Genomic DNA, 20,943 nt, shown 5'->3' on the forward strand with positions numbered 1-20,943 from the left:
ATGCGCTTCATGATCATCGTCAAGGCGACCCAGGATTCCGAAGCCGGCATCATGCCGAGCGAGGAACTGCTGACCGCCATGGGCGCCTATAACGAGCAACTGGTAAAGGCAGGCATCATGCTCGCCGGTGACGGGCTGCATCCCAGCTCCAAGGGCGCACGCATCCGCTTTTCAGGCGCCAAGCGTGCCGTCATCGACGGACCTTTCGCCGAGACCAAAGAACTGATCGCCGGTTTCTGGATCTGGCAGTGCAAGTCGATGGAAGAGGCGGTCGAATGGGTCAAGCGCTGCCCGAATCCAATGGCAGGCGATTCCGAGATCGAGATCCGCCGGATCTTCGAGGCCGAGGATTTTGGAGAGGCCTTCACCCCGGAGCTGCGCGAGCAGGAAGAACGCATCCGCGCCGAGGCCGCGAAAAAGACCGGCTGACCTGCCGATTTCGTGACACGTCGATCGACGTGTCCTTACGAGCGGCGGGGGCAACGGCCCCCGACCGGCTTCAGACCACCGACTCCAGGAGCAAATCCATGCGTTACATGATCATGGTCAAGGCGACCAAGGACAGCGAAGCGGGCATCTTTCCGGAAGATGACAGCCTGATGGCGGCGATGGCGGCCTATCACGAGGAGCTTGCCAAGGCCGGCATGCTGCTCGACGGCTCCGGCCTGAAGCCGAGCTCAAAGGGCTGGAGGATCAAGTACTCAGCCGACGGCAAGAACCGCGTCGTTGACGGCCCCTTCGCCGAGACCAAGGAGCTGGTCGCCGGTTACACCGTGATCAAGGCCAAGTCCCGTGAGGAAGCGCTCGAATGGACGCGGCGCTTTCCGCGGCCCTTCGAGCCTGGTCAGGAGTGCGAGATCGAGATCCGCGAGCTCTATGAGCTGGAGGATTTCGAGCAGTTCGAATCGGTCGAGCGCTTCAGGGAGATGGGCATCGGCGGCGAGTGACGGCGGGGCGGACCTGCCGCAGCGGCGGGCGCCATCGGTCTGTGGAGATTTCGATGAATACAGTCTTGTCCAAGGATGGCACTGCCATCGCCTATGAGCGCTTCGGGTCCGGCCCGGCGGTCATCCTCGTCGACGGCGCACTCTGCAGCCGCGCCTTCGGGCCGATGCCGAAGCTTGCGCCGCTGCTGGCAGAGCGCTTCACCGTCTTCGTCTATGACCGCCGCGGGCGCGGCGACAGCGGAGATTCTCCAACCTATGCCAAGCAGCGCGAGATCGAGGACATCGCCGCGCTCGTCGCCGAAGCCGGCGGCGAGGCAGCGGCTGTCGGCCTCTCATCTGGCGCCGCATTGGCGCTTGAAGCTGCCGCCGCAGGCGTGCCGATCCGCCGGCTCGCGCTATACGAACCGCCCTATCTCGCCGCTGACAAGGAGGGCCGGCAGCCGCCGCAGGACTGCCCCGGCAGGCTTGGGGCGCTGATCGCCGCGGGCCGGCGCAGCGCGGCAGTGCGCTTCTTCATGGTCGATATCGTCGGCATGCCGGCATTTATCGGCTGGCTGATGCGGCTGATGCCGGGCTGGTCCAAGCTCAAGGCGGTGGCCCATACGCTGGTCTACGACACCACGATCATGGGGGACTTCACGGTGCCGGCCGAGCGGTTCGCCAAGGTCGCAGTTCCGACGCTGTTGCTTGCCGGGGAGAAGAGCCCGCGCTCGCTGAGACTGGCGGCGCAGGCTGCGGCCGATTCCGTTCCGGGAGCTAGCCACGCCGTGCTGAAGGGGCAGACGCACAATGTCTCGCTGCCGGTGTTGGCGCCGGAGCTGGAACGCTTTCTCGCGGCCTGACGGCAGACCGGACGGCTTGCGCAGCAAGAGCCGAAATGGTGTGTATCGCCCGTCATGTCGGCGAGCGATGCACACTGCACCATTGAAACGGTCTGGCGAATCGAGGCTCCCAAGCTGATCGCCGGGCTGACGCGCATCACGCGGGATGTCGGGCGCGCCGAGGAACTGGCGCAGGATGCGCTGGTCGCGGCTCTGAAGCAGTGGCCGCAAGAGGGCGTACCGCGCAATCCGGGCGCCTGGCTGATGCAGGCGGGCAAGCACCGCGCCCTCGACGGCCTTCGCCGCGACAAGCTTCTCGCCCGCAAGCATCAGGAGCTTGGCCACCAACTCGAAACCGAGACGACGCCCGATCTCGACGCCGCGCTCGATGACGATGTCGGCGACGATCTGCTGCGGCTCGTCTTCACGGCCTGCCATCCGGTTCTCTCGACGGATGCGCGGCTTGCACTGACGCTTCGGCTGCTCGGTGGACTCACCACGGAGGAGATCGCGCGGGCCTTCCTGGTGCCTGAGCCAACCATGGCGCAGCGGATCGTGCGGGCGAAAAAGATGCTTGCCGACGCCAAAGTGCCCTTCGAGGTTCCGCATGGCGTGGAATTGGCCGAGAGGCTCGAATCGGTGCTCGAGGTCGTCTACCTGATCTTCAACGAGGGCTATGCGGCCACAGCCGGTGAGGACTGGATCCGGCCGGCCCTGTGCGAGGAAGCACTCAGGCTGGGGCGCATCCTGGCCGAGCTCGCACCGCTGGAGCCCGAGGTCCATGGACTCGTGGCGCTGATGGAGATCCAGGCGTCGCGCCTCAGGGCCAGGGTCGGCCCGAGCGGCGAGCCGATCCTGCTGCTCGACCAGAACCGCGCACGTTGGGACCAACTTCTGATCGGCCGGGGGCTTGCGGCGATCAAGCGGGCGCGAGCGACGGGCGGCGTGATCGGTCCCTATCTGCTTCAGGCCGAGCTAGCCGCCTGCCATGCGCGGGCGCGCACCGCGGAAGAGACGGATTGGGCCCGCATCGCCGTACTTTATGGTGCGCTGGCCGCGATCAACCCGTCGCCGATCGTCGAACTCAACCGGGCGGTGGCGATCGGAATGGCCGAGGGGCCGGCAGCCGGGCTTGCCGCGGTCGAACGACTGGTCTCGGAGCCTTCGCTGAAGAACTACCATCTGCTGCCGAGCGTACGCGCCGATCTGCTGGGCAAGCTCGATCGGCATGGCGAGGCGCAGGTCGAGTTCGAGCGCGCGGCAGCGATGACCAGGAATGTGCAGGAGCGAACATTGTTACTCGCTCGCGCGGAGAATGCCCGCCGGGCTGCTAGCGGTGCCTAGGCAAGGCTAAGCATTGGACCGGACAGTGGGATCTACTTTTCGGAGGAATCCGATGCTGGGCAAAGAGTTGGACCGCCGCAGTACGTCCGGTCGGACGCATGGCGATCTAGTGCCGGGTGCACATGGTAAAGGCGCCGCAACGCACCTTCTCCGCCAGGGTGTCGGCGAAAACAGCTGTGGCTTCTTCGCCATAGGTCTCGACCAGCGTGCGAAAGGCCGCGAAGAGGGCTGCGTGAGCCAGTGCATCGCTGTCGAGTCCGTCCTGCTGCGCCTCATTGAAGGCGTCCTCGACATAGCCATAGGCGACGCGGCGTGCATCTCCCGGCTCGTCGGTGAGCATGGGATCGAGCTGCAGATCGTCAGGACGGATGGACATGAAGGCACGGACTCTGCGGCTGGTCACAAAGGACCGGCGCGTACCCGAGAATCAGGCCTGCGCCGGGGCGATCGACTGCTTCAGATTCATACGCATCACGGGAGGCGGGCGCTACCGCGGTGTTTAAGAAAGGTTAATTTGACCGCGCGAGTTTTGAGAAAGACACAGTTTCGTCCCGATGTGACCTATCCGCCATAGCGGCCGGCGAGTGCTCGCGACAGGCGGTCGCCCTCGGCGGCGAGGCGCCGTGCGGCCTCCTGGCTGCCGGCGGAACAGCTCCGGTGTGTCGCCGAATAGGCCCGGAAACCAGCGTTATAGGCACTCATCAGCCGTTCCCGCCGCTGCGGCGTGCGGCCTTCGGCCTCGATCAGCGCGGTCATGCGCTCGCGCCAGACATCGGCTTCCTTGCCGCCGCACAAGGTTCGCAAATAGCCGAGCGAGCCCATGATCTCGGCCAGCTCGAGCAGTTGCGGCTCGTAGGGCGGGGGTGGCGCCTCCGGTGCCGGAGTAGCCTGGGCGGGCGGCTGCGGCGCTGGTTGCTGGCGTTGCCCCTGGGCAGCGGCGTGACCGAGCGGTGCAACTGCCAATGTCCAAGCGAGAACGACCGCGAGGCGCGCACAGGTCACGGCCGATGCCCGCCGTTCTGCAGGATGGCATGGGCGTTCCGTAGCACGTCACCGAGTTCGCGCGTCGTCGCCAGGCCGCCAAGCCTCAGCGGATCGGCCCACATCACGGCGCCTGCCTCGGGGCCGGGCTGGGGCTCGCCGGAAATCCATTCGCCAACGAATGAAGCGACGACGAAATGATGCGTCACCGAGCCTGCTGCATCACGCCCGAAAATCTCGACATGCCGGTTGAAGCCGAGAATGGCGGCCTTGACCCCGACCTCCTCCTCGAGTTCGCGCAGTGCGGCCGCTTCAAGCGTCTCGCCTGCTTCGACCTTGCCGCCGGGGAGTGACCAGAGCTGGTCGGCTGGCGGCTTGGTGCGGGTTGCGAGCAGCACCTTGCCGTCGCGGAAGACTGCGACGGACGCGGCAAGCGTCGGGCGCGCCGCCTTGGCCTGGGTTGGAAAACGGATGACCTGGCCGCCTTGGCTCTTCACACGTGCTGCCCGCCATTGATGTGCAATTCGGCGCCCGTGACATAGGACGAAGCGTCGGTGCAGAGGAAATGGATCGCCTTCGCGACTTCCTCCGTCTTGCCGAGCCGGCCGAGCGGCAGCGTCGCGACGATCTTCTCGGTACCGGGCGAGAGGATGGCAGTGTCGATCTCGCCGGGCGAAATCGAGTTCACCCGGATGCCGAGCGGGCCGAAATCGGCGGCCATCTCGCGCGTCAGGCTGGCAAGCGCAGCCTTCGAAGTGGCATAGGCGGCACCGGCGAAGGGGTGGACGCGGGAGCCGGCGATCGAGGTGACGTTGACGATCGTGCCCCTGGCGGCGGTCAGCTCGTCCAACAGGCCGCGCGCCAGCATGATCGGCGCGAAGAAGTTCACCTGGAAGACCTGGTGCCAGTCGTTGAAGGAGGTCGTGGCGGCGCCCAGCCGCATGCCCTTCGGCCCCTTCGGCGAAATGCCGGCATTGTTGACCAGCGCATTGAGCTTGCCGCCCTCGGCCGCCAGCCGCTTCTTGATCTCGGCGATGCCGCGCATCGTGTCCTCGGGGTCGCCGAGATCGATCTGGACATGATCGTCGGCGCCTGAGGGCCAGGGGCATTTATCCGAGAAGGCCTGGCGCGAGCAGGACAGGATGCGCCAGCCTGCCATGGCGAACTGCATCACCGTGGCGTGGCCGATCCCGCGGCTCGCTCCGGTCAGGAGCATGACCGGGCGCTTGCCTGCCTCGGTCTTGGGGAAGTCGAATTTCGGCATGGCCATGCGGTCAGATCCTCAGGGGTAAAGGCGGGTTCGCGTCCACGGCTCGGCGGCCGAGGCACGGCGGAAGACCACACGGTCGTGTAGGCGGAAGGCGCCATCGCGCCAGAACTCGATATAGACCGGGTCGATGCGGAATCCAGTCCAGTGCGGCGGGCGCGGGATCGTGCCGAGACCGAATTTCGCGGCATAGCTCGCCACGGCCTTCTCCAGCGCGAAGCGGCTCTCGAGCGGGCGCGACTGCTGCGAGGCCCAGGCTCCGATGCGGCTGTCGCGCGGGCGAGACTGGAAATACGCATCGGCCTCGGCGTCGCTGACGATCGAGACGGGACCGCGAATACGGACCTGCCGGCGCAGGCTCTTCCAGTGGAACAATGCAGCCGCCTTGCCCTGGCCGAGCAGCTCCTCGCCCTTCTGGCTCTCGGTGTTGGTGTAGAAGACGAAGCCGTCGCGGTCGTGCCCCTTCAGCAGGACCATGCGGACATTGGGCAGGCCCTCGGCATCGACCGTCGAGAGCGCCATGCCGTTCGGGTCGTTCGGCTCGGAGCGCGCGGCCTCTTCCAGCCAGCTCGCGAACAGGGCGAAGGGTTCATCGACTTCGGTGAAGTCACCCGGCGTTAACCGTTCCACGTGTCTAATCCTCGGCAAGTTCTGGTTAAGCGTCGGGCGAGCGCAATCTGTGATTTGGTGTTGGACTGCGAGTTTATATAGGCCAGCCCGGGCGGCGAACCAAAGCCTCGATCGGCGCGCTGCGCCCATGCGTCCGGCTGCGGTCGCTACCGTGCTGCTGCTCGCCGTTGCCAGCGCCGGCTGCTCGGTCTCCTTTCCGATCCTCGGCCTCTCCAGCAAGTCCGAAGACGAGGTGGCTATGACGACCACTTCGACCCTGCCGGCGCGCGGCACGACGAAGCCGAGCGTGCTTGGCGCGTTCTCCACCGAACTCGGCCCCGAGGATCTGCGCCGTGCCGACGGGGCGATGGCGCTGGCCCTCGACCCGCAGGGCAATGGCGCAGCGGTGAACTGGGATAATCCGCAGAGCGGCATGAAGGGATCGTTCACGCCGGTTGGCGGGCCATTCCTGCGCTCGGACGAGATCTGCCGTGCCTTCATCGCCAATGTCCAGACGCAGACCAGCCCGGTCCGGCTTCAGGGCACGGCTTGCCGGCCGTCCGGTGGAGAATGGGCAGTCAAGGAAACGCAACCCTGGAAAGGGTTGAGCTAGCATAGGCTGCCGGATCCGGCCTGCGGCCGCGTCGGGAAGGAAAACGTTGCATTCCCGCCACAGTCTCCCCACATAGCGGGCGGAGCTGTTCCGGCGTGCCGTCTCGGGCGCGGGAAACAGCGTCTCGTCGAAGAGTGGGGTTCATGCATGCGCGATCCGTATCAGGTCCTGGGCGTCGCCCGTGGCGCCAGCGAAGCTGAAATCAAGAAAGCCTATCGCCGTCGCGCCAAGGACCTGCATCCCGACCGCAATCAGGATGATCCCAAGGCGCAGGACCGCTTCTCGGAGCTCAACAGCGCCTATGAGATCGTGGGCGACGAAACCAAGCGCAAGCAGTTCGACCGCGGCGAGATCGACGCTGACGGCAAGCCGAAATTCCAGGGCTTCGAGGGCATGGGGGCCGGTCGCGGCGGGCGAGCCGGCGGGTTCGAGTTCAATTTCGGCCACGGCGGCGGCGCAGCGTCCGGGCGTGGCGGGGCGGATCAGGGCTTCGATCCGGCCGATATTTTCGGTTCGCTTTTCGGTGATGCGGCCCGTCGCGGCGGCGGCCGGGCTCGGCATGAGCCCCAGAAACCGCCGGAGCAGAGCTTTTCGTTGAGCGTCTCGCTTGCCGAGGCCGCCACCGGCGCTACCCGCCGCGTGAAGCTGCCGCATGGGCGCGAGGTCGAGGTCACGATTCCCGAAGGTGTTGCGGACGGCAAGGTCATGCGGCTGCGCGGTCTCGGCCAGACCGATCCCTTCTCGGGCGAGGCGGGCGACCTGCTGATGACGATCAAGGTCAAGCCCGATCCGCGCTTCACGATCGAGGGCCATGATCTGCGGACCCGCGTGGCGGTTCCGCTGGCGACGGCCGTGCTTGGCGGGCCACTGCATGTGCCGACCCTCACCGGAGCCGTGGAGATGAAGATTCCGCCGCTGACCGGTACGACGAAGCAGTTTCGCCTGCGTGGCAAAGGGCTGAAGGGCGAGAAGGGTCATCACGGCGATCTCTTCGTCGCAATCGACATCGAGATGCCGGAGAAGGATCCGGAATTGACGGCACTGATGAAGGCGCGCAGCGAGTAAGCGAGCAACTGAGCCTTTCGTTGAGGCGCTGGCTCGGCTAAGAGACCTTCCGCTTCGTCCAGTTCGCAGGTCCCCGATGCCCGAATCCAGCGCTGCCTCCTCCACCGCCAATGTCCTGAAGGGCAAGCGGGGCCTCATCATGGGCGTCGCGAACAATCGCTCGATTGCCTGGGGCATTGCCAAGGCTGCGGCCGATGCTGGTGCGGAGCTGGCTTTCACCTATCAGGGTGATGCGCTGAAGAAGCGCGTCGAACCCCTGGCGAAGGAACTTGGCGGGCACGTTGTCGGCCATTGCGACGTCACCGACTCGGCGACGATCGATGCCGTCTTCGCCGAGGTCGAGAAGCTCTGGGGCAAGCTCGATTTCGTTGTTCACTGCATCGCCTTCTCCGACAAGGACGAGCTGACCGGCCGCTATGTCGAGACGACAGAAGCGAATTTCACCAAGTCGCTCCTGATCTCCTGCTATTCCTTCACTGCCGTCACGCAGCGCGCCGAGAAGCTGATGACCGATGGCGGCTCGATGCTGACGCTGACCTATTACGGCGCCGAGAAATGGATGCCGCATTACAACGTCATGGGCGTGGCGAAGGCGGCGCTGGAATCGAGCGTGCAGTATCTCGCCGCCGATCTCGGTCCCTCGAAGATCCGCGTCAACGCGATCTCGGCCGGGCCGATCAAGACGCTTGCCGCCTCGGGCATCGGCGATTTCCGCTATATCCTGCGCTGGAACGAGTACAATTCACCGCTCCGTCGCACCGTAACCATCGAGGAAGTCGGCGAGACCGCCGTCTTCCTGGTCTCCGACATGTCGCGCGGCATCACCGGCGAGATCATGCATGTCGATGCCGGTTACCACGTGGTCGGCATGAAGGTGCCGTCTGCGCCCGATATCACGCTCGACAAGGGCGAGTGATCCGGAGCGCCGGCTTCAGCCGGCGCTGGCGTCCCGCAGGCGCGCCGTTTCCGTATCGTCGCGCCTGACCTCCTCGCTCGCGAGAGCGTCGCGCAGCTCGGACGCATTCCTGCCGCCGATGACGAGCGCCGGCGCGATTTCCGCGAGCGGCGCCAGGACGAAGGCGCGCTCGGCGATGCGCGGGTGCGGAACCTGAAGACCTGGCTCGTCGATGATGGCTTCGCCATAAGTCAGAAGATCGATATCGAGCGTGCGCGGCCCCCAGCGCTCCTTGCGCTCGCGGCCTTGCTCGCGCTCTATCCTCAGACAGAAGGCGAGCAGGTCGGCTGCCGCGAGATCGGTTGCGATCATCACGGCCATGTTCTTGAATTCCGGCTGGTCGAGCTTGCCCCAGGGCGCGGTGCGATAGACCGACGAAATCCGCAGCACGGTCACGGCGGGATGGCGCGCCAGGGCTTCGATCGCTGCGGCGAAGGCAATGACCGGATCGCCGAGATTGCCGCCGAAGCAGAGAGCGGCCTCAGTCTTCACGCCGGAAGTCCAGGCGGATGCCGACAGCTGCCAGCGTTGCCGGAATCGGCGGCGCGGGCTTGCGCAGGGTGATCCAGACACGGCTCACCGGCGGGAACTCGGCCAGGATGGCCTGGGCCACGGCGCGCGCTGCCGCTTCCAGCAGATTGTAGCGGCGGGTGGTGAAGGTCTGTTTCACCACGGCGACGACCTTGCCGTAATCGACCGTATCCGCGAGGTCGTCGCTGATGGCCGAGGCGTGGATATTGGTCGCCAGCGCAATATCGAGCGTGAAGCGCTGGCCGAGCCGTTCCTCCTCGGAGAAGCAGCCGTGGTAGGCATAGATGTCGAGCTTCTCGATCAGGATGCTGCCTGTCTCGCTCATGGCGCGTCTCCGATGGCGGTCCAGACCTTGAAGGCGTCGGCATGTGGACGAATGTCATGCGCGCGGATGATCGAGGCGCCCTGCGAGACGCCGTAGAGATGGGCTGCAAGCGTGCCGGCCAGTCGCTCGGCCGGGACCTTCTGGCCGGTGATCTGGCCGATGGTCGACTTGCGTGAGGCGCCGAGCAGGATGGCGCAGCCAAGCTGTTCGAGCTGGCGGAGATCGCGGATCATTGCGAGGTTCTGCGCCGGCGTCTTGCCGAAGCCGATTCCGGGGTCGACCACGATCTGCTCGCGTGGCACGCCTGCTGCAATGGCGATGGCGATGGAGCGTTCGAGGAAGCGCAGAACGTCGTCGAGAATGTCCCGCGCGGGATCGATGCTGTCACGGTTGTGCATCAGGATCATCGGGGCGCCGAAGCGGGCAGCGACATCGGCGATGGCCGGTTCGCGCTGGCAGCCCCAGACGTCATTGACGATCGCTGCGCCGGCGCCGAGCGCGGCTTCGGCGACCTCGGCCTTGTAGCTGTCGATCGAGATCGGGATGCGTGTTCGGGTCGCGAGCCGCGAAATCACCGGGATGACCCGGGCACGCTCGGTCTCCGCATCGACTTCGGCGTGGCCTGGCCGGGTCGACTCGCCGCCGATATCGACGATATCGGCGCCCTCCGCGATCAGTGTTTCGGCATGAGCGATCGCCTCGTCGGCGCTCTTCAGCATGCCGCCATCGGAGAAGGAATCGGGAGTGACATTGACGACGCCCATGAGCAGAGGCGTCGTGCCGAGGGCAAGCCTGCGACCGTCTGGCAAAGTGAGAGCCGGGGACATGGATCCATCCGAAGCGGAGAGCCGCCTATACACAGCGCACTCGCGCTCTGCCATCAGAAAGCGATGACGGGTTGCCATGGCCAATACGCATGCCCCTGTGCCCGTCTGACGCTTTGACCTGCGGGCGCCGAGCGTGCATGAGCCGGAGAATGTTGCCGCTCACGATCTCTCATCGCCTCTTCCTCGTCCGTCACGGCGAAACCGACTGGAACCGGGAGGGCCGCCTCCAGGGTTCGAAGGACATCCCGCTGAATGAACTCGGCCGCGAGCAGGCGGCTGAAGCCGCCGGCCGTCTGCGCCATCTGGTGCAGGGCTATGAAGGGCTCGATTTCGTGGCGTCTCCTATGGAGCGGGCGCGCGAGACCATGGAAATCCTGCGCTATCGGCTGGGACTGCCGCCCAAGGGCTACCGTATCGATGAGCGCCTGCGCGAGCTGACCTTCGGCGCCTGGGAAGGATTCACCTGGCGCGAGGTCCGCAAATCAGAGCGCGAGCTGGCGCTGGCACGCGAGCGCGACAAATGGGGCTTCGTCCCCCCCGAAGGCGAGAGTTACCGGATGCTGGCCGAACGGATCAGGCCGGTGCTGGAGGGGCTGACGGGCGAGACGGTGATGGTGAGCCATGGCGGTGTTGCGCGCGCCGTGCTCGCGCTTGTCGGCGCGGTCGCGCCGGGGGAAGCCGCCATGGTCGATATCTGGCAGGGCAAGATCCTGATGGTCTCGGACGGGCGCGTCTCCTGGGTCTAGCGCGAGGTTCGGTCGCAGACATTCATCGTGGGTTCAGGGGTGCTCTTTAAGGAGTGTTGTGCTAGCAGGGATGCGCGCAACAGCGACATGCTCGGCCGGGGGGAGGTCGTCGGAAATCGGATCGAATGATGCGGTTTCCGGGGCAGTTTTAGAGGTGCGGTTCGCCGCAGGGTCGCCTTGGGGTGAGTGCCGCCAGGGCTGCTCTGGTCGATCCGCAGCGGGGCACTATGAACGACATCAGCATCCTGTCGGCGGATGAGACCGCCCGGAGCGCTACCCCACTCGCTGTGATCGCGGGCGAGAAGCGGCCCGACCTGATTCGCGATGAGGTTCTGGGCGAGATTTTTGCCGCGACGGTGGCCGCGCGCGGCGCGCACCCGGCGCTGACGGATGGCGAGCGCCGGCTGAGCTATGACGAGGTCTGGGCGGCAGCGCGCAGTCAGGCGCGCGGCCTTGTCCTGTCAGGCGTCGGCCCCGGCAGCATGGTCGGTTTGTGGATGCCGCGCGGCATCGACCTGCTCGTCGCGCAGATCGCGATCACGCTCAGCGGCGCGGCCTGGGTGCCGTTCGATGCCGAGGCGCCTGTCGATCGCATCGCGACTTGCCTGAACGATGCCGAGGCCAAGGGGCTCGTGACCTGCGCTGCCTGGCAGGGCAAGGCGGCCGCGGTCGGGCGTCCGGTCTGGTCGCCTGCCGATCTCGTGGCGCGCGACGATGGTGCTCTCCTGCCAGCGCGCGCGGCCGGGCTGAGCAAGGATCATCCTGCCTATCTGATCTATACCTCGGGCTCGACGGGCACGCCGAAGGCGATCGTCATCAGCCATCACAACATCTGCCATTTCCTGCGCTCCGGAAACGCCTTCTACGGGATGGGGCCCGACGACATCGTCTTCCAGGGCGCATCGGTCGCCTTCGACCTGTCGATGGAGGAAATCTGGACGCCCTATCTCGTCGGCGCGACGCTGTTCGTCGCTTCGCCCGAGATGATGGGCGATGCCGAGAAGCTGCCGGCAATCCTGAACGGCGCCGGCGTCACCGTGATCGACACCGTGCCAACGCTGCTTGGCATCCTGCCGTCCGATGTGCCCTCGCTGCGGCTCATCCTGCTCGGCGGCGAGGCGCTGCCGCCCTCAATCGTGCAGAAATGGGCGAAGCCGGAAAGGCGCATCCTCAACACCTACGGGCCGACCGAGGCGACCGTGGTGGCGACCGCGACCGAGGTGAAGCCGGGCGAGGTGGTGACCATCGGCCGGCCGATTCCCAACTACACCGCCTATGTCGTCAGCGAAGAGCTGCAATTGCTGCCGCCGGGCCAGCAGGGCGAGCTCCTGATCGGCGGTCCGGGCGTCGCCCGGGGCTATCACGGCCGCCCCGAACTGACGGCGGAGAAATTCATCGCCAATCCGTTTGGCGGGATCGACGACCCCATTCTTTACCGATCCGGCGATGCGGTCAGTCTCGATGCGGCCGGCAACATCGTCTTCCATGGCCGTATCGACGACCAGATCAAGATCCGCGGCTTCCGGGTCGAGCTCGGCGAGATCGAGTCGAAGCTCGCAGACGAGCCGGGGGTGAACCAGGCGGCGGTCGTGCTGCGCGAGGATGACGGCATCGAACGGCTCGTCGCCTTTGTGGTCAGCGAGCCCGGCGTCGCGGTCGATGCGGGCGTGCTGCGCGCTGCGCTGAGAGAACAACTTCCTCCCTACATGGTCCCCGCCCATTTCGAGGCCGTCGGCTCGCTGCCACGCATGGTCTCGGGCAAGGTCGACCGCAAGATGCTGAGGGCCGCGCCGCTGACGGCGCCGGCCGCAGCCGGCGAGCAGGAACCGCCGCGCAACGAGACGGAAGCCGCCCTCCTCGAGGCGGCCAAGCGCGTGCTGGGTGCCTCGAGCCTGCCGCTCGAGGCCGATTTCTTCGTCGATCTCGGTGGTCATTCGCTGCTGGCCGCGCGCTTCATCTCGATCGTGCGCGAAACCCCTGCCTATGCCGGCATCACGCTGCAGGACGTCTATGGTGCCCGTACGTTGCGTGGCATGGCGGCGGTGCTCGATGGGCGCGGGATTGCGGAGGCGGAGGATCTCTCCTTCACTCCGCCCTCCTTCCTGCGCCGCTTCCTGTGCGGGCTGGCGCAGGCCGCCGCGCTGCCGATCATCATCAGCCTGGCGACGGCACAATGGCTCGGGATTTTCGTCACCTATCTGCTGATTTCCGGTGAGGACCTGTCGCTGCCGGCGCAGGTCTTCACCCTGCTCGGCGTCTATGTCGCGATCACCATCGTCACAGGCCTGATCTCGATCGCCTTGAAATGGATCGTGCTCGGCCGGACCAAGCCCGGCGTCTATCCGCTCTGGGGCGTTTATTATTTCCGCTGGTGGTTCGCCGCGCGCGTTGCAGGCCTTGTCCATATCAAATGGCTGCAGGGTACGCCCGTGATGCGCTTCTACTGGCGCCTGCTCGGTGCCAAGGTCGGCCGCGACGTCATCATCTCGGATTACGAGGCCGGTGCGCTCGATCTCATCGAGATCGGCGACTACACGACCTTCGGCTCGAAGACCACCTTCGCCAATGGCGAAGCCATCGGCGACAAGCTGATCCTGGGCCGGATCAAGATCGGTCGGGACGTGAACGCCGGCGCCTCCGTGGTCTTCGGTCATGGCAGCACCACCGGCGACCATGTCGAGATTGGCGATCTGACGGCGATACCGTCCGGCACGACGGTCGGCACGGCCGAAATCTGGGACGGCACGCCTGGTCGGAAGATCGGCATGGTCGATCTCGAGGCGTTGCCGCCGCAGGCCGAGGCGAGCATGCGCCGTCGCTTCGCGATGACGGTTTTCTACGTGTTCATGCTGATCGTGTTGCCGCCGATCAGCCTGCTGCCGATCTTCCCGGCCTTCTGGCTCTTCGACAGGATCGACGACCAGATCGCGACATGGTCCGATATCAGCTATCTCTGGTATCTGCCGATCCTGACCTGGCCGACGGCGATGGGCCTCATCGCCTTCACCGTGCTGCTGATGGCCGGGCTGCGCTGGGTGATCCTGCCGCGCGTGACCACGGGCTCGTGGTCGATCCATTCCGGCTTCTATGCCCGCAAATGGACGGTGGCGCTGGCGACAGAGGTGACGCTGGAGACGCTCTCCTCGCTGTTCGCGACGATCTATATGCGCTTCTGGTATCGGTTGATGGGCGCCAGCATCGGCAAGGGGGCGGAGATCTCGACCAATCTGTCGGGTCGCTACGACCTGACGGCGATCGGGGCCGGCAACTTCATCGCCGACGAGGTCGTCTTCGGCGACGAGGACATGCGTCGGGGCTATATGCGTCTCGACATGACCAAGACCGGCGACCAGGTCTTCATCGGCAATGATGCGGTCGTGCCGCCGGGCGCCGTGGTCCCGGACCGGGTGTTGATCGGTATCAAGTCGAAGCCGCCTGCCAATGCGAAAATGCAGCCGGGCGATACCTGGTTCGGCTCGCCGCCGATCCGCTTGCCGACGCGCCAGAAGGTCGATCTCGGTGCGGACTGGACCTATAAGCCGTCGCTTGGGAAAAAGTTGGCCCGGGCCGGCTTCGAGGCGCTGCACACCTCCTTCCCGGCGATGCTGTTCATCACTTTCGGCACCATCGCGGTCGACCTCGTGCTGCAGCAGAAGATCTTCGATCGCGACTGGGGCGGGCTCGTGCTCAGCTTCATGGGCGTGTCCATCCTGATCGCTGTCACGCAGGCGCTGATCTGCGCCGCGATGAAATGGCTGCTGATGGGCGTCTACAAGCCGGTGATGAAGCCGATGTGGTCGTTCTGGGCGATGCGCACCGAGGCGGTCGCCGTGCTTTATTGGGGATTGGGCGGCAAGGTGCTGTTCGACTACCTGCGCGGAACGCCTTTCCTGCCATGGTTCCTGATGCTGTTCGGCGCGAAATACGGCAAGGGCGTCTGGCTCGACTCGACCGATATTACCGAGTTCGACTGCATCAGGGTCGGCGACTACTGCACGGTCAACGCGCATTCGGCCCTGCAGACCCACCTCTATGAGGACAGGGTCATGAAGGTCGGTCGCGTGCATCTCGGCAAGGGCGTCTGTGTGGGCGCGGCGGCGACGGTGCTCTACGACACCCATGTCGGCGACTACGCGCAGATCGGCCTGCTGACCGTGATCATGAAGGGTGAGAACCTGCCGGCGAATACGCGCTGGGAGGGTGCGCCGGCGGTGCCGGCCAAAGCGGCGGCGCACTAGAGCTAAGGCTGACCGGCCGTTCTATCCGTCGAGGCGGCCGTCGGTCGCGGAGCGCCGACGCAGCCATTATCGAGCGGCAGCGCGGTTTCGTCGGGCTGCAATGCGCGGACCGCGCCTTTCGGTAGGTCGCCCAGTGGCAAGGCCCCGATGCCGACACGGACCAGGCGCAGCACCCGCGCGCCGGCCGCTTCGACGATTCGCCGGATCTGTCGGTTGCGGCCCTCGTCGATCACCATTTCGATCCAGGCGTTCCTTTGACCATGGCGCAGGAGCGTCGCCGCCTTGGTCGAGAGCGCCTCGTCGCCGTCGACGGCGCCGGCGCGCAGCCGCGCCATCAAGGCGGTGTCGGGCACCGTGTCGATCTGGACATGGTAGGTTTTCTCCACGCCGGAGGCTGGATCCAGGATGCGCTGCGCCCAGCGCGTGTCGTTGCTCATGAGCAGCAACCCTTCACTCGCCTTGTCGAGCCGCCCGACCGGGGCGACGAACGGTAGCTCCAGTCCGTCCAGGCAGGAATAGACCGTGGTGCGGCCCTCGGGGTCGGTCCGGGTCGTGAGCGCGCCGCGGGGCTTGTTGACCATCAGATAGACACGGCGTTCGGCCGAGACCGTTTCGCCATCGACGATGATGCGGGCACGCGCGAGATCCAGGCGCAGGCTCGGGTTCAGGGCAAGACGCCCATCGACCCGGACGCGCCTGTCGAGAATCAGGCCTTCGGCCTGGGTGCGTGAGCAATAGCCGAGCTTGGAAAGGGCGCGCGCGAGGCTGACGGACCCCGGCGTGGCGGGGCCGGATTGTCTCGACATGGTCTGGGCATTCCGAATGCGAATGACCGGTCGCCGGCTCCTGGCCATCATGTCGAGGCGCGGGGCGCGGGCTACCGTGGACAAGCCGCCTTACAGTGCGAAACCGTCTGCGCGAGCCCCGTCCGGGATAGGTTGCTGTGCCAGGTCCGAGACGGCACGCCGTGGCAGGCGTCGTGGCCGACCTGATGCCACTCTCCCCGAACCCGCTCCTCTTCGGAAGGCTCGGGGCTAGGCGCCCGCGATAATGACACTCCCGGGGCGCCAGGAGCGCGGCTGGGTGACAGGCCTGTGTCTCATCGGGCCCAGAAGCCGCCGGATCGGGCGGCTGTCAAGACTTGCGCTGCCGTGCAGCATTGCCGGAGATGCGGAGCGCGGGGCGAGACGCGGCGGGCATTGGGGCATGGTTTGCGCGCAGCGGGGTTTCGCGCGGGCGCGATCCGGCTTATGAGCCCGGAGCGAAACCCGTCAGGCTGCCATGTCCCATAACACCTTCGGCCATCTCTTCCGCGTCACCACCTTTGGGGAAAGCCACGGGCCGGCGATCGGCTGCGTCGTCGATGGCTGCCCGCCTCTGATCCCGCTGAGCGAAGCCGAAATCCAGCTTGAGCTCGATCGCCGCCGGCCCGGTCAGTCGCGCTTCACCACGCAGCGCCAGGAGCCTGATCAGGTCCGCATCGTCTCCGGCGTCTTTCCCGATGAGGCGAGCGGCCAGCAAGTGACGACGGGAACCTCGATCGGGCTGATGATCGACAATGTCGACCAGCGCTCCAAGGACTACTCGGACATCAAGGACAAGTACCGGCCCGGCCATGCCGACTTCACCTATGATGTGAAATACGGCATTCGCGACTATCGCGGTGGCGGACGTTCCTCGGCGCGCGAGACGGCCATGCGGGTCGCCGCCGGCGCGATTGCGCGCAAGGTCGTGCCAGGCATGATCGTGCGCGGGGCCCTGGTCCAGATGGGGCCGCACAAGATCGACCGGAACAACTGGGACTGGAACGAGGTCGGCAATAATCCGTTCTTCTGCCCGGATGCCAAGGCGGCGGCCTTCTTCGCCGAATATCTCGATGGTATCCGCAAGTCCGGATCCTCGATCGGCGCGGTGCTGGAGATTGTCGCCGAGGGCGTTCCTGCCGGCCTGGGCGCGCCGATCTACGGCAAGCTCGATGCCGAGCTGGCCTCGGCGCTGATGAGCATCAATGCCGTGAAGGGCGTCGAGATCGGTGAAGGGTTTGCTGCTGCCGAACTCTCGGGCGAAGAGAATGCCGACGAGATGCGGGCGGGCAATGACGGCAAGCCGCTCTTTCTTTCCAACCATGCCGGCGGCATCCTGGGTGGCATCTCGACCGGGCAGCCGATCGTCGCCCGCTTCGCGGTGAAGCCGACCTCCTCGATCCTCGCCACGCGCGCGACCGTGACGCGGACCGGCGGGGAAGCGGATATGTTCACCAAGGGGCGCCACGATCCCTGTGTCGGCATCCGAGCCGTTCCCGTCGGGGAGGCAATGGTCGCCTGCGTGCTGGCCGACCAGTTCCTGCGCCATCGCGCCCAGGTTGGCGTGGTCGAGCCGCGTTGGCCGTTTGCTCGGTGATTTTCAGTATTACTGAAATAAATTCCCTGCTTCATTGCAAGTGAAGCGGGGGCGTATTAACTTGCTGCCATGAAGCTCGAAACTTGGCTCCGGCAAAATGGCATGGCTCGCAGCGCCTTCGCGCGGCTGGTCGGCCTGTCGCCGGCCAGCGTGACGGCGCTCTGCAACGATCAGAGTGCCTGGATCTCGCGCGAAAGTGCCGAGCGCATCGCCGCCGCCACGAACGGTGCCGTCACCCCCAATGATTTTCTGGGCCTGCAAGGGCCGCGGGAGGCTGTCATGCAGCAGAACGTCACTCAGGCCATCGAAGCCTTCGCCCGTGGCGAGATCGTCATCGTCACCGATGACGATGACCGCGAGAACGAGGGCGATCTGATCATCGCGGCCTCGCTCTGCACGCCGGAGAAGATGGCCTTCATTATCCGCAATACCTGCGGCATCGTCTGCGCGCCGCTGACGGCAGACGAGGCGCGGCGGCTCCGGCTCGACCCGATGGTCTCGTCAAACGACGCACCGCTCGGCACGGCCTTCACAGTGACGGTCGACGTCAAGCACGGGCTGACCACCGGTATTTCGGCCGAGCAGCGCAACAATACCGTGCGCGCGCTGGCCAATGGCAATATGGGCGCCACGGATTTCGTGCGGCCCGGCCACGTGTTTCCGTTGATCGCCAAGGATGGCGGCGTTCTGATGCGCTCCGGCCATACCGAAGCGGCGGTGGATCTCTGCAAGCTCGCCAATCTGCCGCCGGTCGGCGTGATCTGCGAGCTCGCCAATGATGATGGCACCGTGATGAAGGGCGCGCAGATCACCGCCTTCGCCAAGACGCACGGGCTGCAGCAGATCACGGTCGCCGAGCTGATCGCTTATCGCCAGGCGCGCGAGAAGCTCGTCGAGCGCGTGCATTCCTTCCCGGTCAAGACCGAGTTCGGCGAGATGACCGGCCACGTCTATGTCACGCCCTTCGAAGACACCCAGCATTTTGCCTTCGTCATGGGCAAGGTCGGTGACGGCGAGAAGGTCCCGGCGCGGCTGCATCGGGCGAACGTCGTGGCGGATGTGCTCGGCGGCGCGAAGTCGATCCAGTGCGCACTCCGGCGCTTCCAGCAGGATGGTCGCGGCGTGCTGATCTATCTGCGCGACGGCTCCGCCGGCGTGCCGATCAAGAGCGTCGAGGAGGGCTCCGACGCCCAGCGCTCGCAGCAATGGCGCGAGGTCGGCCTCGGCGCCCAGATTCTGCGCGATCTCGGGGTCGCCTCGATCGTCAACCTCGCGTCCTCGCCGCGCTCCTTCGTGGCCTGAGCGGCTTTGGCATCGAGATCGCGGAGACGCAGCCGCTGGAGTGAGTGGCTCCGCCATTAGCGCGACGGAACTCAGCCATCCACGGATGCCTGCCTTGCTGTCTGGACTGGGGCGCCGCTGTGCGCCTCGAAGAGCGGCTAGCCTCGCATCAGTGCCAGGACATGGCTTGCGGTCGCTTTCGACAGGGCTTCGAGATCGTAGCCGCCTTCGAGGATCGAGACGAGGCGGCCCTCGGCGCGACGGTCCGCGATCGCCATCAGCTTCTGGGTCGCCCAGGCGAAGTCGCTTTCGACCAGATTGATATTGGCGAGCGGGTCGCGCCAATGCGCATCGAAGCCGGCCGAGATAATCACGAGGTCGGGCTGGAAGGCGTCGACGCGCGGCAATACCGCGGTCTCGAACGCATCCCGGAAGGTGTCGGAACCATCACCCGCGCGCAGGGGGGCATTGACGATCGTGCCGTGCTCGCCACGTTCCGAGGCGGCGCCGGTGCCAGGATAGAGCGGCATCTCATGGGTTGAGGCGTAAAGCACGCTCGGGTCGTTCCAGAAGATTTCCTGCGTGCCATTGCCGTGATGCACGTCCCAGTCGATGATCGCGACGCGCTCGGCGCCATACGCCTTCTGGGCGTGGCGGGCGGCGATCGCAGCCTGGTTGAAGAAGCAGAAACCCATCGCCTTGACGCTTTCGGCGTGGTGACCGGGCGGGCGCGTGGCGCAGAAGGCATTCCTCGCCTTGCCCTGCATCACCTCGTCCACGGCGTGGGCGGCAGCGCCGACGCCGCGCAGCGCGGCCTCCAACGAGCCGGGCGACATCGTGGTGTCGGCTTCGATCTCAACGAGTCCCGTGACCGGCGAGGCGGCGATCAATGCCTCTACGAAATGGCGCGGGTGGCAGAGCGTGACGAGGTCGAGACCGGCACGCGGCGCCTCGACCCGGGCGAGGTGCGCGAATCGTTCATCTTCGAGGGTTTGCTCGACGACGCGGATGCGGTCCGGGCGCTCGGGATGGCCGGGCGGAGTGAGGTGCTGCAGGCTCGCCGGGTGCGTAATCAGAAGCGTCGTCACTGGTTCTCACCCTCATCACGGGACCTGCCGCCGCGCGTCATGTTGCACTGCCGTTGCTCGATTACCACGGTCGCGGCCGAAGTCGACGAATCGCGCATCACGGCTGGAACTTCATTGCGCCATGTCAGTTTGACGCATAGAGCAGCGGCGCGGCTCGACGTCGCCCCAACCCCCGGGGCGGGAATAGAATATTAACTTTTCATTCATCATAAATGGCGCGTTCGTGACGTCGCTGGTGGTAGGCATGAAACAGACCGTAATCGTTGCCCTGGCGCTGTCGACTCTTCTCGGGGCGTGCCAATACAAGAGCGTGAACGCTCCCGCACTGTCGGAGCGCGATGCGGAATACATCGCGCTGGTGCCGAAGTTCGAGCACCATATCACGCAATTGCCCTACGAGATCACGGACCCGACCGGGCTGCCGCCCGGCAGCATCAAGGTCGATACGGTGGAGAAGTATCTCTACTTCGTGCTGCCGAACAAGAAGGCGATTCGCTACGCCGTCGCGACCGGCGACGAGGCCTTTGGCTGGACGGGTGAAGCCACGATGCAGCGCAAGGCCGAGTGGCCGCGCTGGACCCCGCCGGCCGAGATGATCAAGCGCTGGCCGCATCTGGCGCCCCGCGCTGGTGGCATGGAGGGCGGCCCGGACAACCCGCTCGGCGCGCGCGCTCTGTATCTCTACCAGAACGGCAAGGACACGCTCTACCGCATCCATGGCACGAACGAGCCCGAGACCATCGGCCGTTCGGCGTCGTCAGGCTGCATCCGGATGCGCAATATCGACGTGATCGACCTCTATAATCGGGTCACGGTCGGCACCAAGGTGGTGGTGGTCTGACGGCCGCTGCCGGATCTGGTCGGGCCTCGCCCGGCCAGCGTCTGACAAGCGTTCCGGATCGAGT

General features: G+C 65.9%; 21 protein-coding genes and 1 pseudogene. 12 read left to right on the top strand and 10 right to left on the bottom strand.

All coding sequences use genetic code 11. The features are described from left to right. From BIWAKO_RS15715 to BIWAKO_RS15730, 4 genes are all read left to right on the top strand, one after another. Positions 1–429, top strand: a complete 429-nt coding sequence (locus BIWAKO_RS15715) for a YciI family protein (RefSeq protein WP_069879458.1) — start codon at positions 1–3, stop codon at positions 427–429. Between the two features lie 98 nt (positions 430–527). Then, positions 528–947 carry a YciI family protein gene (locus BIWAKO_RS15720; protein ID WP_069879459.1) on the top strand — a complete coding sequence of 140 codons (420 nt, stop codon included), beginning with the start codon at positions 528–530 and terminating at the stop codon, positions 945–947. Between the two features lie 53 nt (positions 948–1,000). Beyond that, positions 1,001–1,789 (top strand): alpha/beta fold hydrolase, encoded by a 789-nt coding sequence (locus BIWAKO_RS15725; RefSeq protein ID WP_069879460.1) that lies wholly within the window; start codon positions 1,001–1,003, stop codon positions 1,787–1,789. A gap of 54 nt (positions 1,790–1,843) precedes the next feature. Further along, the gene (locus BIWAKO_RS15730) at positions 1,844–3,112 is read left to right on the top strand and encodes an RNA polymerase sigma factor (RefSeq protein WP_069879461.1); all 1,269 of its coding nucleotides are present in this window, start codon (positions 1,844–1,846) and stop codon (positions 3,110–3,112) included. A gap of 106 nt (positions 3,113–3,218) precedes the next feature. Here BIWAKO_RS15730 and BIWAKO_RS15735 read toward each other — a convergent pair whose 3' ends face one another. The 5 genes from BIWAKO_RS15735 to pdxH form a co-directional block, all read right to left on the bottom strand. Then, on the bottom strand, positions 3,219–3,488 hold the full coding sequence (locus tag BIWAKO_RS15735) for a hypothetical protein (RefSeq protein ID WP_069879462.1): 270 nt from the start codon (positions 3,486–3,488) through the stop codon (positions 3,219–3,221). A gap of 185 nt (positions 3,489–3,673) precedes the next feature. After that, the gene (locus BIWAKO_RS15740; protein ID WP_069879463.1) at positions 3,674–4,114 is read right to left on the bottom strand and encodes a TIGR02301 family protein; all 441 of its coding nucleotides are present in this window, start codon (positions 4,112–4,114) and stop codon (positions 3,674–3,676) included. Beyond that, positions 4,111–4,590 carry an NUDIX hydrolase gene (locus BIWAKO_RS15745; protein ID WP_244523456.1) on the bottom strand — a complete coding sequence of 160 codons (480 nt, stop codon included), beginning with the start codon at positions 4,588–4,590 and terminating at the stop codon, positions 4,111–4,113. Before BIWAKO_RS15745 ends, BIWAKO_RS15740 begins: the two co-directional genes overlap by 4 nt. Then, on the bottom strand, positions 4,587–5,363 hold the full coding sequence (locus tag BIWAKO_RS15750; RefSeq protein WP_052514014.1) for an SDR family NAD(P)-dependent oxidoreductase: 777 nt from the start codon (positions 5,361–5,363) through the stop codon (positions 4,587–4,589). The genes BIWAKO_RS15745 and BIWAKO_RS15750 overlap by 4 nt, the downstream gene beginning before the upstream one ends. A gap of 12 nt (positions 5,364–5,375) precedes the next feature. After that, on the bottom strand, positions 5,376–5,990 hold the full coding sequence (gene pdxH, locus BIWAKO_RS15755) for a pyridoxamine 5'-phosphate oxidase (RefSeq protein ID WP_069879464.1): 615 nt from the start codon (positions 5,988–5,990) through the stop codon (positions 5,376–5,378). Positions 5,991–6,117: 127 nt separating this feature from the next. On the opposite strand from pdxH, the gene BIWAKO_RS15760 reads away from it, so the two are divergent. The 3 genes from BIWAKO_RS15760 (at position 6,118) to fabI (ending at position 8,563) form a co-directional block, all read left to right on the top strand. Continuing rightward, positions 6,118–6,582, top strand: a complete 465-nt coding sequence (locus BIWAKO_RS15760) for an RT0821/Lpp0805 family surface protein (RefSeq protein WP_069879465.1) — start codon at positions 6,118–6,120, stop codon at positions 6,580–6,582. Positions 6,583–6,729: 147 nt separating this feature from the next. Then, positions 6,730–7,647: a DnaJ C-terminal domain-containing protein gene (locus BIWAKO_RS15765; RefSeq protein WP_069879466.1), complete on the top strand. Its 918-nt coding sequence runs from the start codon at positions 6,730–6,732 to the stop codon at positions 7,645–7,647. A gap of 76 nt (positions 7,648–7,723) precedes the next feature. After that, positions 7,724–8,563, top strand: a complete 840-nt coding sequence (gene fabI, locus BIWAKO_RS15770) for an enoyl-ACP reductase FabI (RefSeq protein ID WP_069879467.1) — start codon at positions 7,724–7,726, stop codon at positions 8,561–8,563. 15 nt (positions 8,564–8,578) lie between these two features. Here the strand turns inward: fabI and folK are convergent, their stop codons facing one another. From folK to folP, 3 genes are read right to left on the bottom strand one after another with little or no spacing between them, the layout of a single operon-like run. Beyond that, positions 8,579–9,094, bottom strand: a complete 516-nt coding sequence (folK, locus tag BIWAKO_RS15775; protein WP_069879468.1) for a 2-amino-4-hydroxy-6-hydroxymethyldihydropteridine diphosphokinase — start codon at positions 9,092–9,094, stop codon at positions 8,579–8,581. Then, positions 9,084–9,458, bottom strand: a complete 375-nt coding sequence (folB, locus tag BIWAKO_RS15780) for a dihydroneopterin aldolase (protein WP_069879469.1) — start codon at positions 9,456–9,458, stop codon at positions 9,084–9,086. Before folB ends, folK begins: the two co-directional genes overlap by 11 nt. After that, positions 9,455–10,285, bottom strand: coding sequence for a dihydropteroate synthase (gene folP, locus BIWAKO_RS15785; RefSeq protein ID WP_069879470.1), 831 nt, complete (start codon positions 10,283–10,285; stop codon positions 9,455–9,457). Before folP ends, folB begins: the two co-directional genes overlap by 4 nt. Positions 10,286–10,434: 149 nt before the next feature. Here folP and BIWAKO_RS15790 point away from each other — a divergent pair, with 149 nt between their 5' ends. Both BIWAKO_RS15790 and BIWAKO_RS15795 read left to right on the top strand, forming a co-directional pair. Next, positions 10,435–11,031 (top strand): histidine phosphatase family protein, encoded by a 597-nt coding sequence (locus BIWAKO_RS15790; RefSeq protein ID WP_069879471.1) that lies wholly within the window; start codon positions 10,435–10,437, stop codon positions 11,029–11,031. A gap of 227 nt (positions 11,032–11,258) precedes the next feature. Then, on the top strand, positions 11,259–15,269 hold the full coding sequence (locus tag BIWAKO_RS15795) for a Pls/PosA family non-ribosomal peptide synthetase (protein WP_069879472.1): 4,011 nt from the start codon (positions 11,259–11,261) through the stop codon (positions 15,267–15,269). Between the two features lie 2 nt (positions 15,270–15,271). Here the strand turns inward: BIWAKO_RS15795 and BIWAKO_RS15800 are convergent, their stop codons facing one another. After that, positions 15,272–16,075, bottom strand: a complete 804-nt coding sequence (locus BIWAKO_RS15800) for a pseudouridine synthase (protein WP_069879473.1) — start codon at positions 16,073–16,075, stop codon at positions 15,272–15,274. 475 nt (positions 16,076–16,550) lie between these two features. Here BIWAKO_RS15800 and aroC point away from each other — a divergent pair, with 475 nt between their 5' ends. After that, entirely contained in the window at positions 16,551–17,669 is a 1,119-nt protein-coding gene (gene aroC / locus BIWAKO_RS15805; RefSeq protein ID WP_069879474.1) for a chorismate synthase, read from the top strand. Positions 17,670–17,738: 69 nt separating this feature from the next. Beyond that, positions 17,739–19,015 (top strand): annotated as a pseudogene (ribB, locus tag BIWAKO_RS15810) (3,4-dihydroxy-2-butanone-4-phosphate synthase). A gap of 93 nt (positions 19,016–19,108) precedes the next feature. On the opposite strand, the gene BIWAKO_RS15815 reads toward ribB, so the two are convergent. Continuing rightward, positions 19,109–20,038, bottom strand: a complete 930-nt coding sequence (locus BIWAKO_RS15815) for a histone deacetylase family protein (RefSeq protein WP_069879475.1) — start codon at positions 20,036–20,038, stop codon at positions 19,109–19,111. A 244-nt stretch (positions 20,039–20,282) separates the two neighbouring features. Here BIWAKO_RS15815 and BIWAKO_RS15820 point away from each other — a divergent pair, with 244 nt between their 5' ends. Continuing rightward, positions 20,283–20,879, top strand: coding sequence for a L,D-transpeptidase (locus tag BIWAKO_RS15820; RefSeq protein WP_069879476.1), 597 nt, complete (start codon positions 20,283–20,285; stop codon positions 20,877–20,879). Positions 20,880–20,943 lie beyond the last annotated feature (64 nt).

It is taken from the genome of Bosea sp. BIWAKO-01 (genome assembly GCF_001748145.1).
In the GTDB taxonomy this organism is placed as follows: domain Bacteria; phylum Pseudomonadota; class Alphaproteobacteria; order Rhizobiales; family Beijerinckiaceae; genus Allobosea.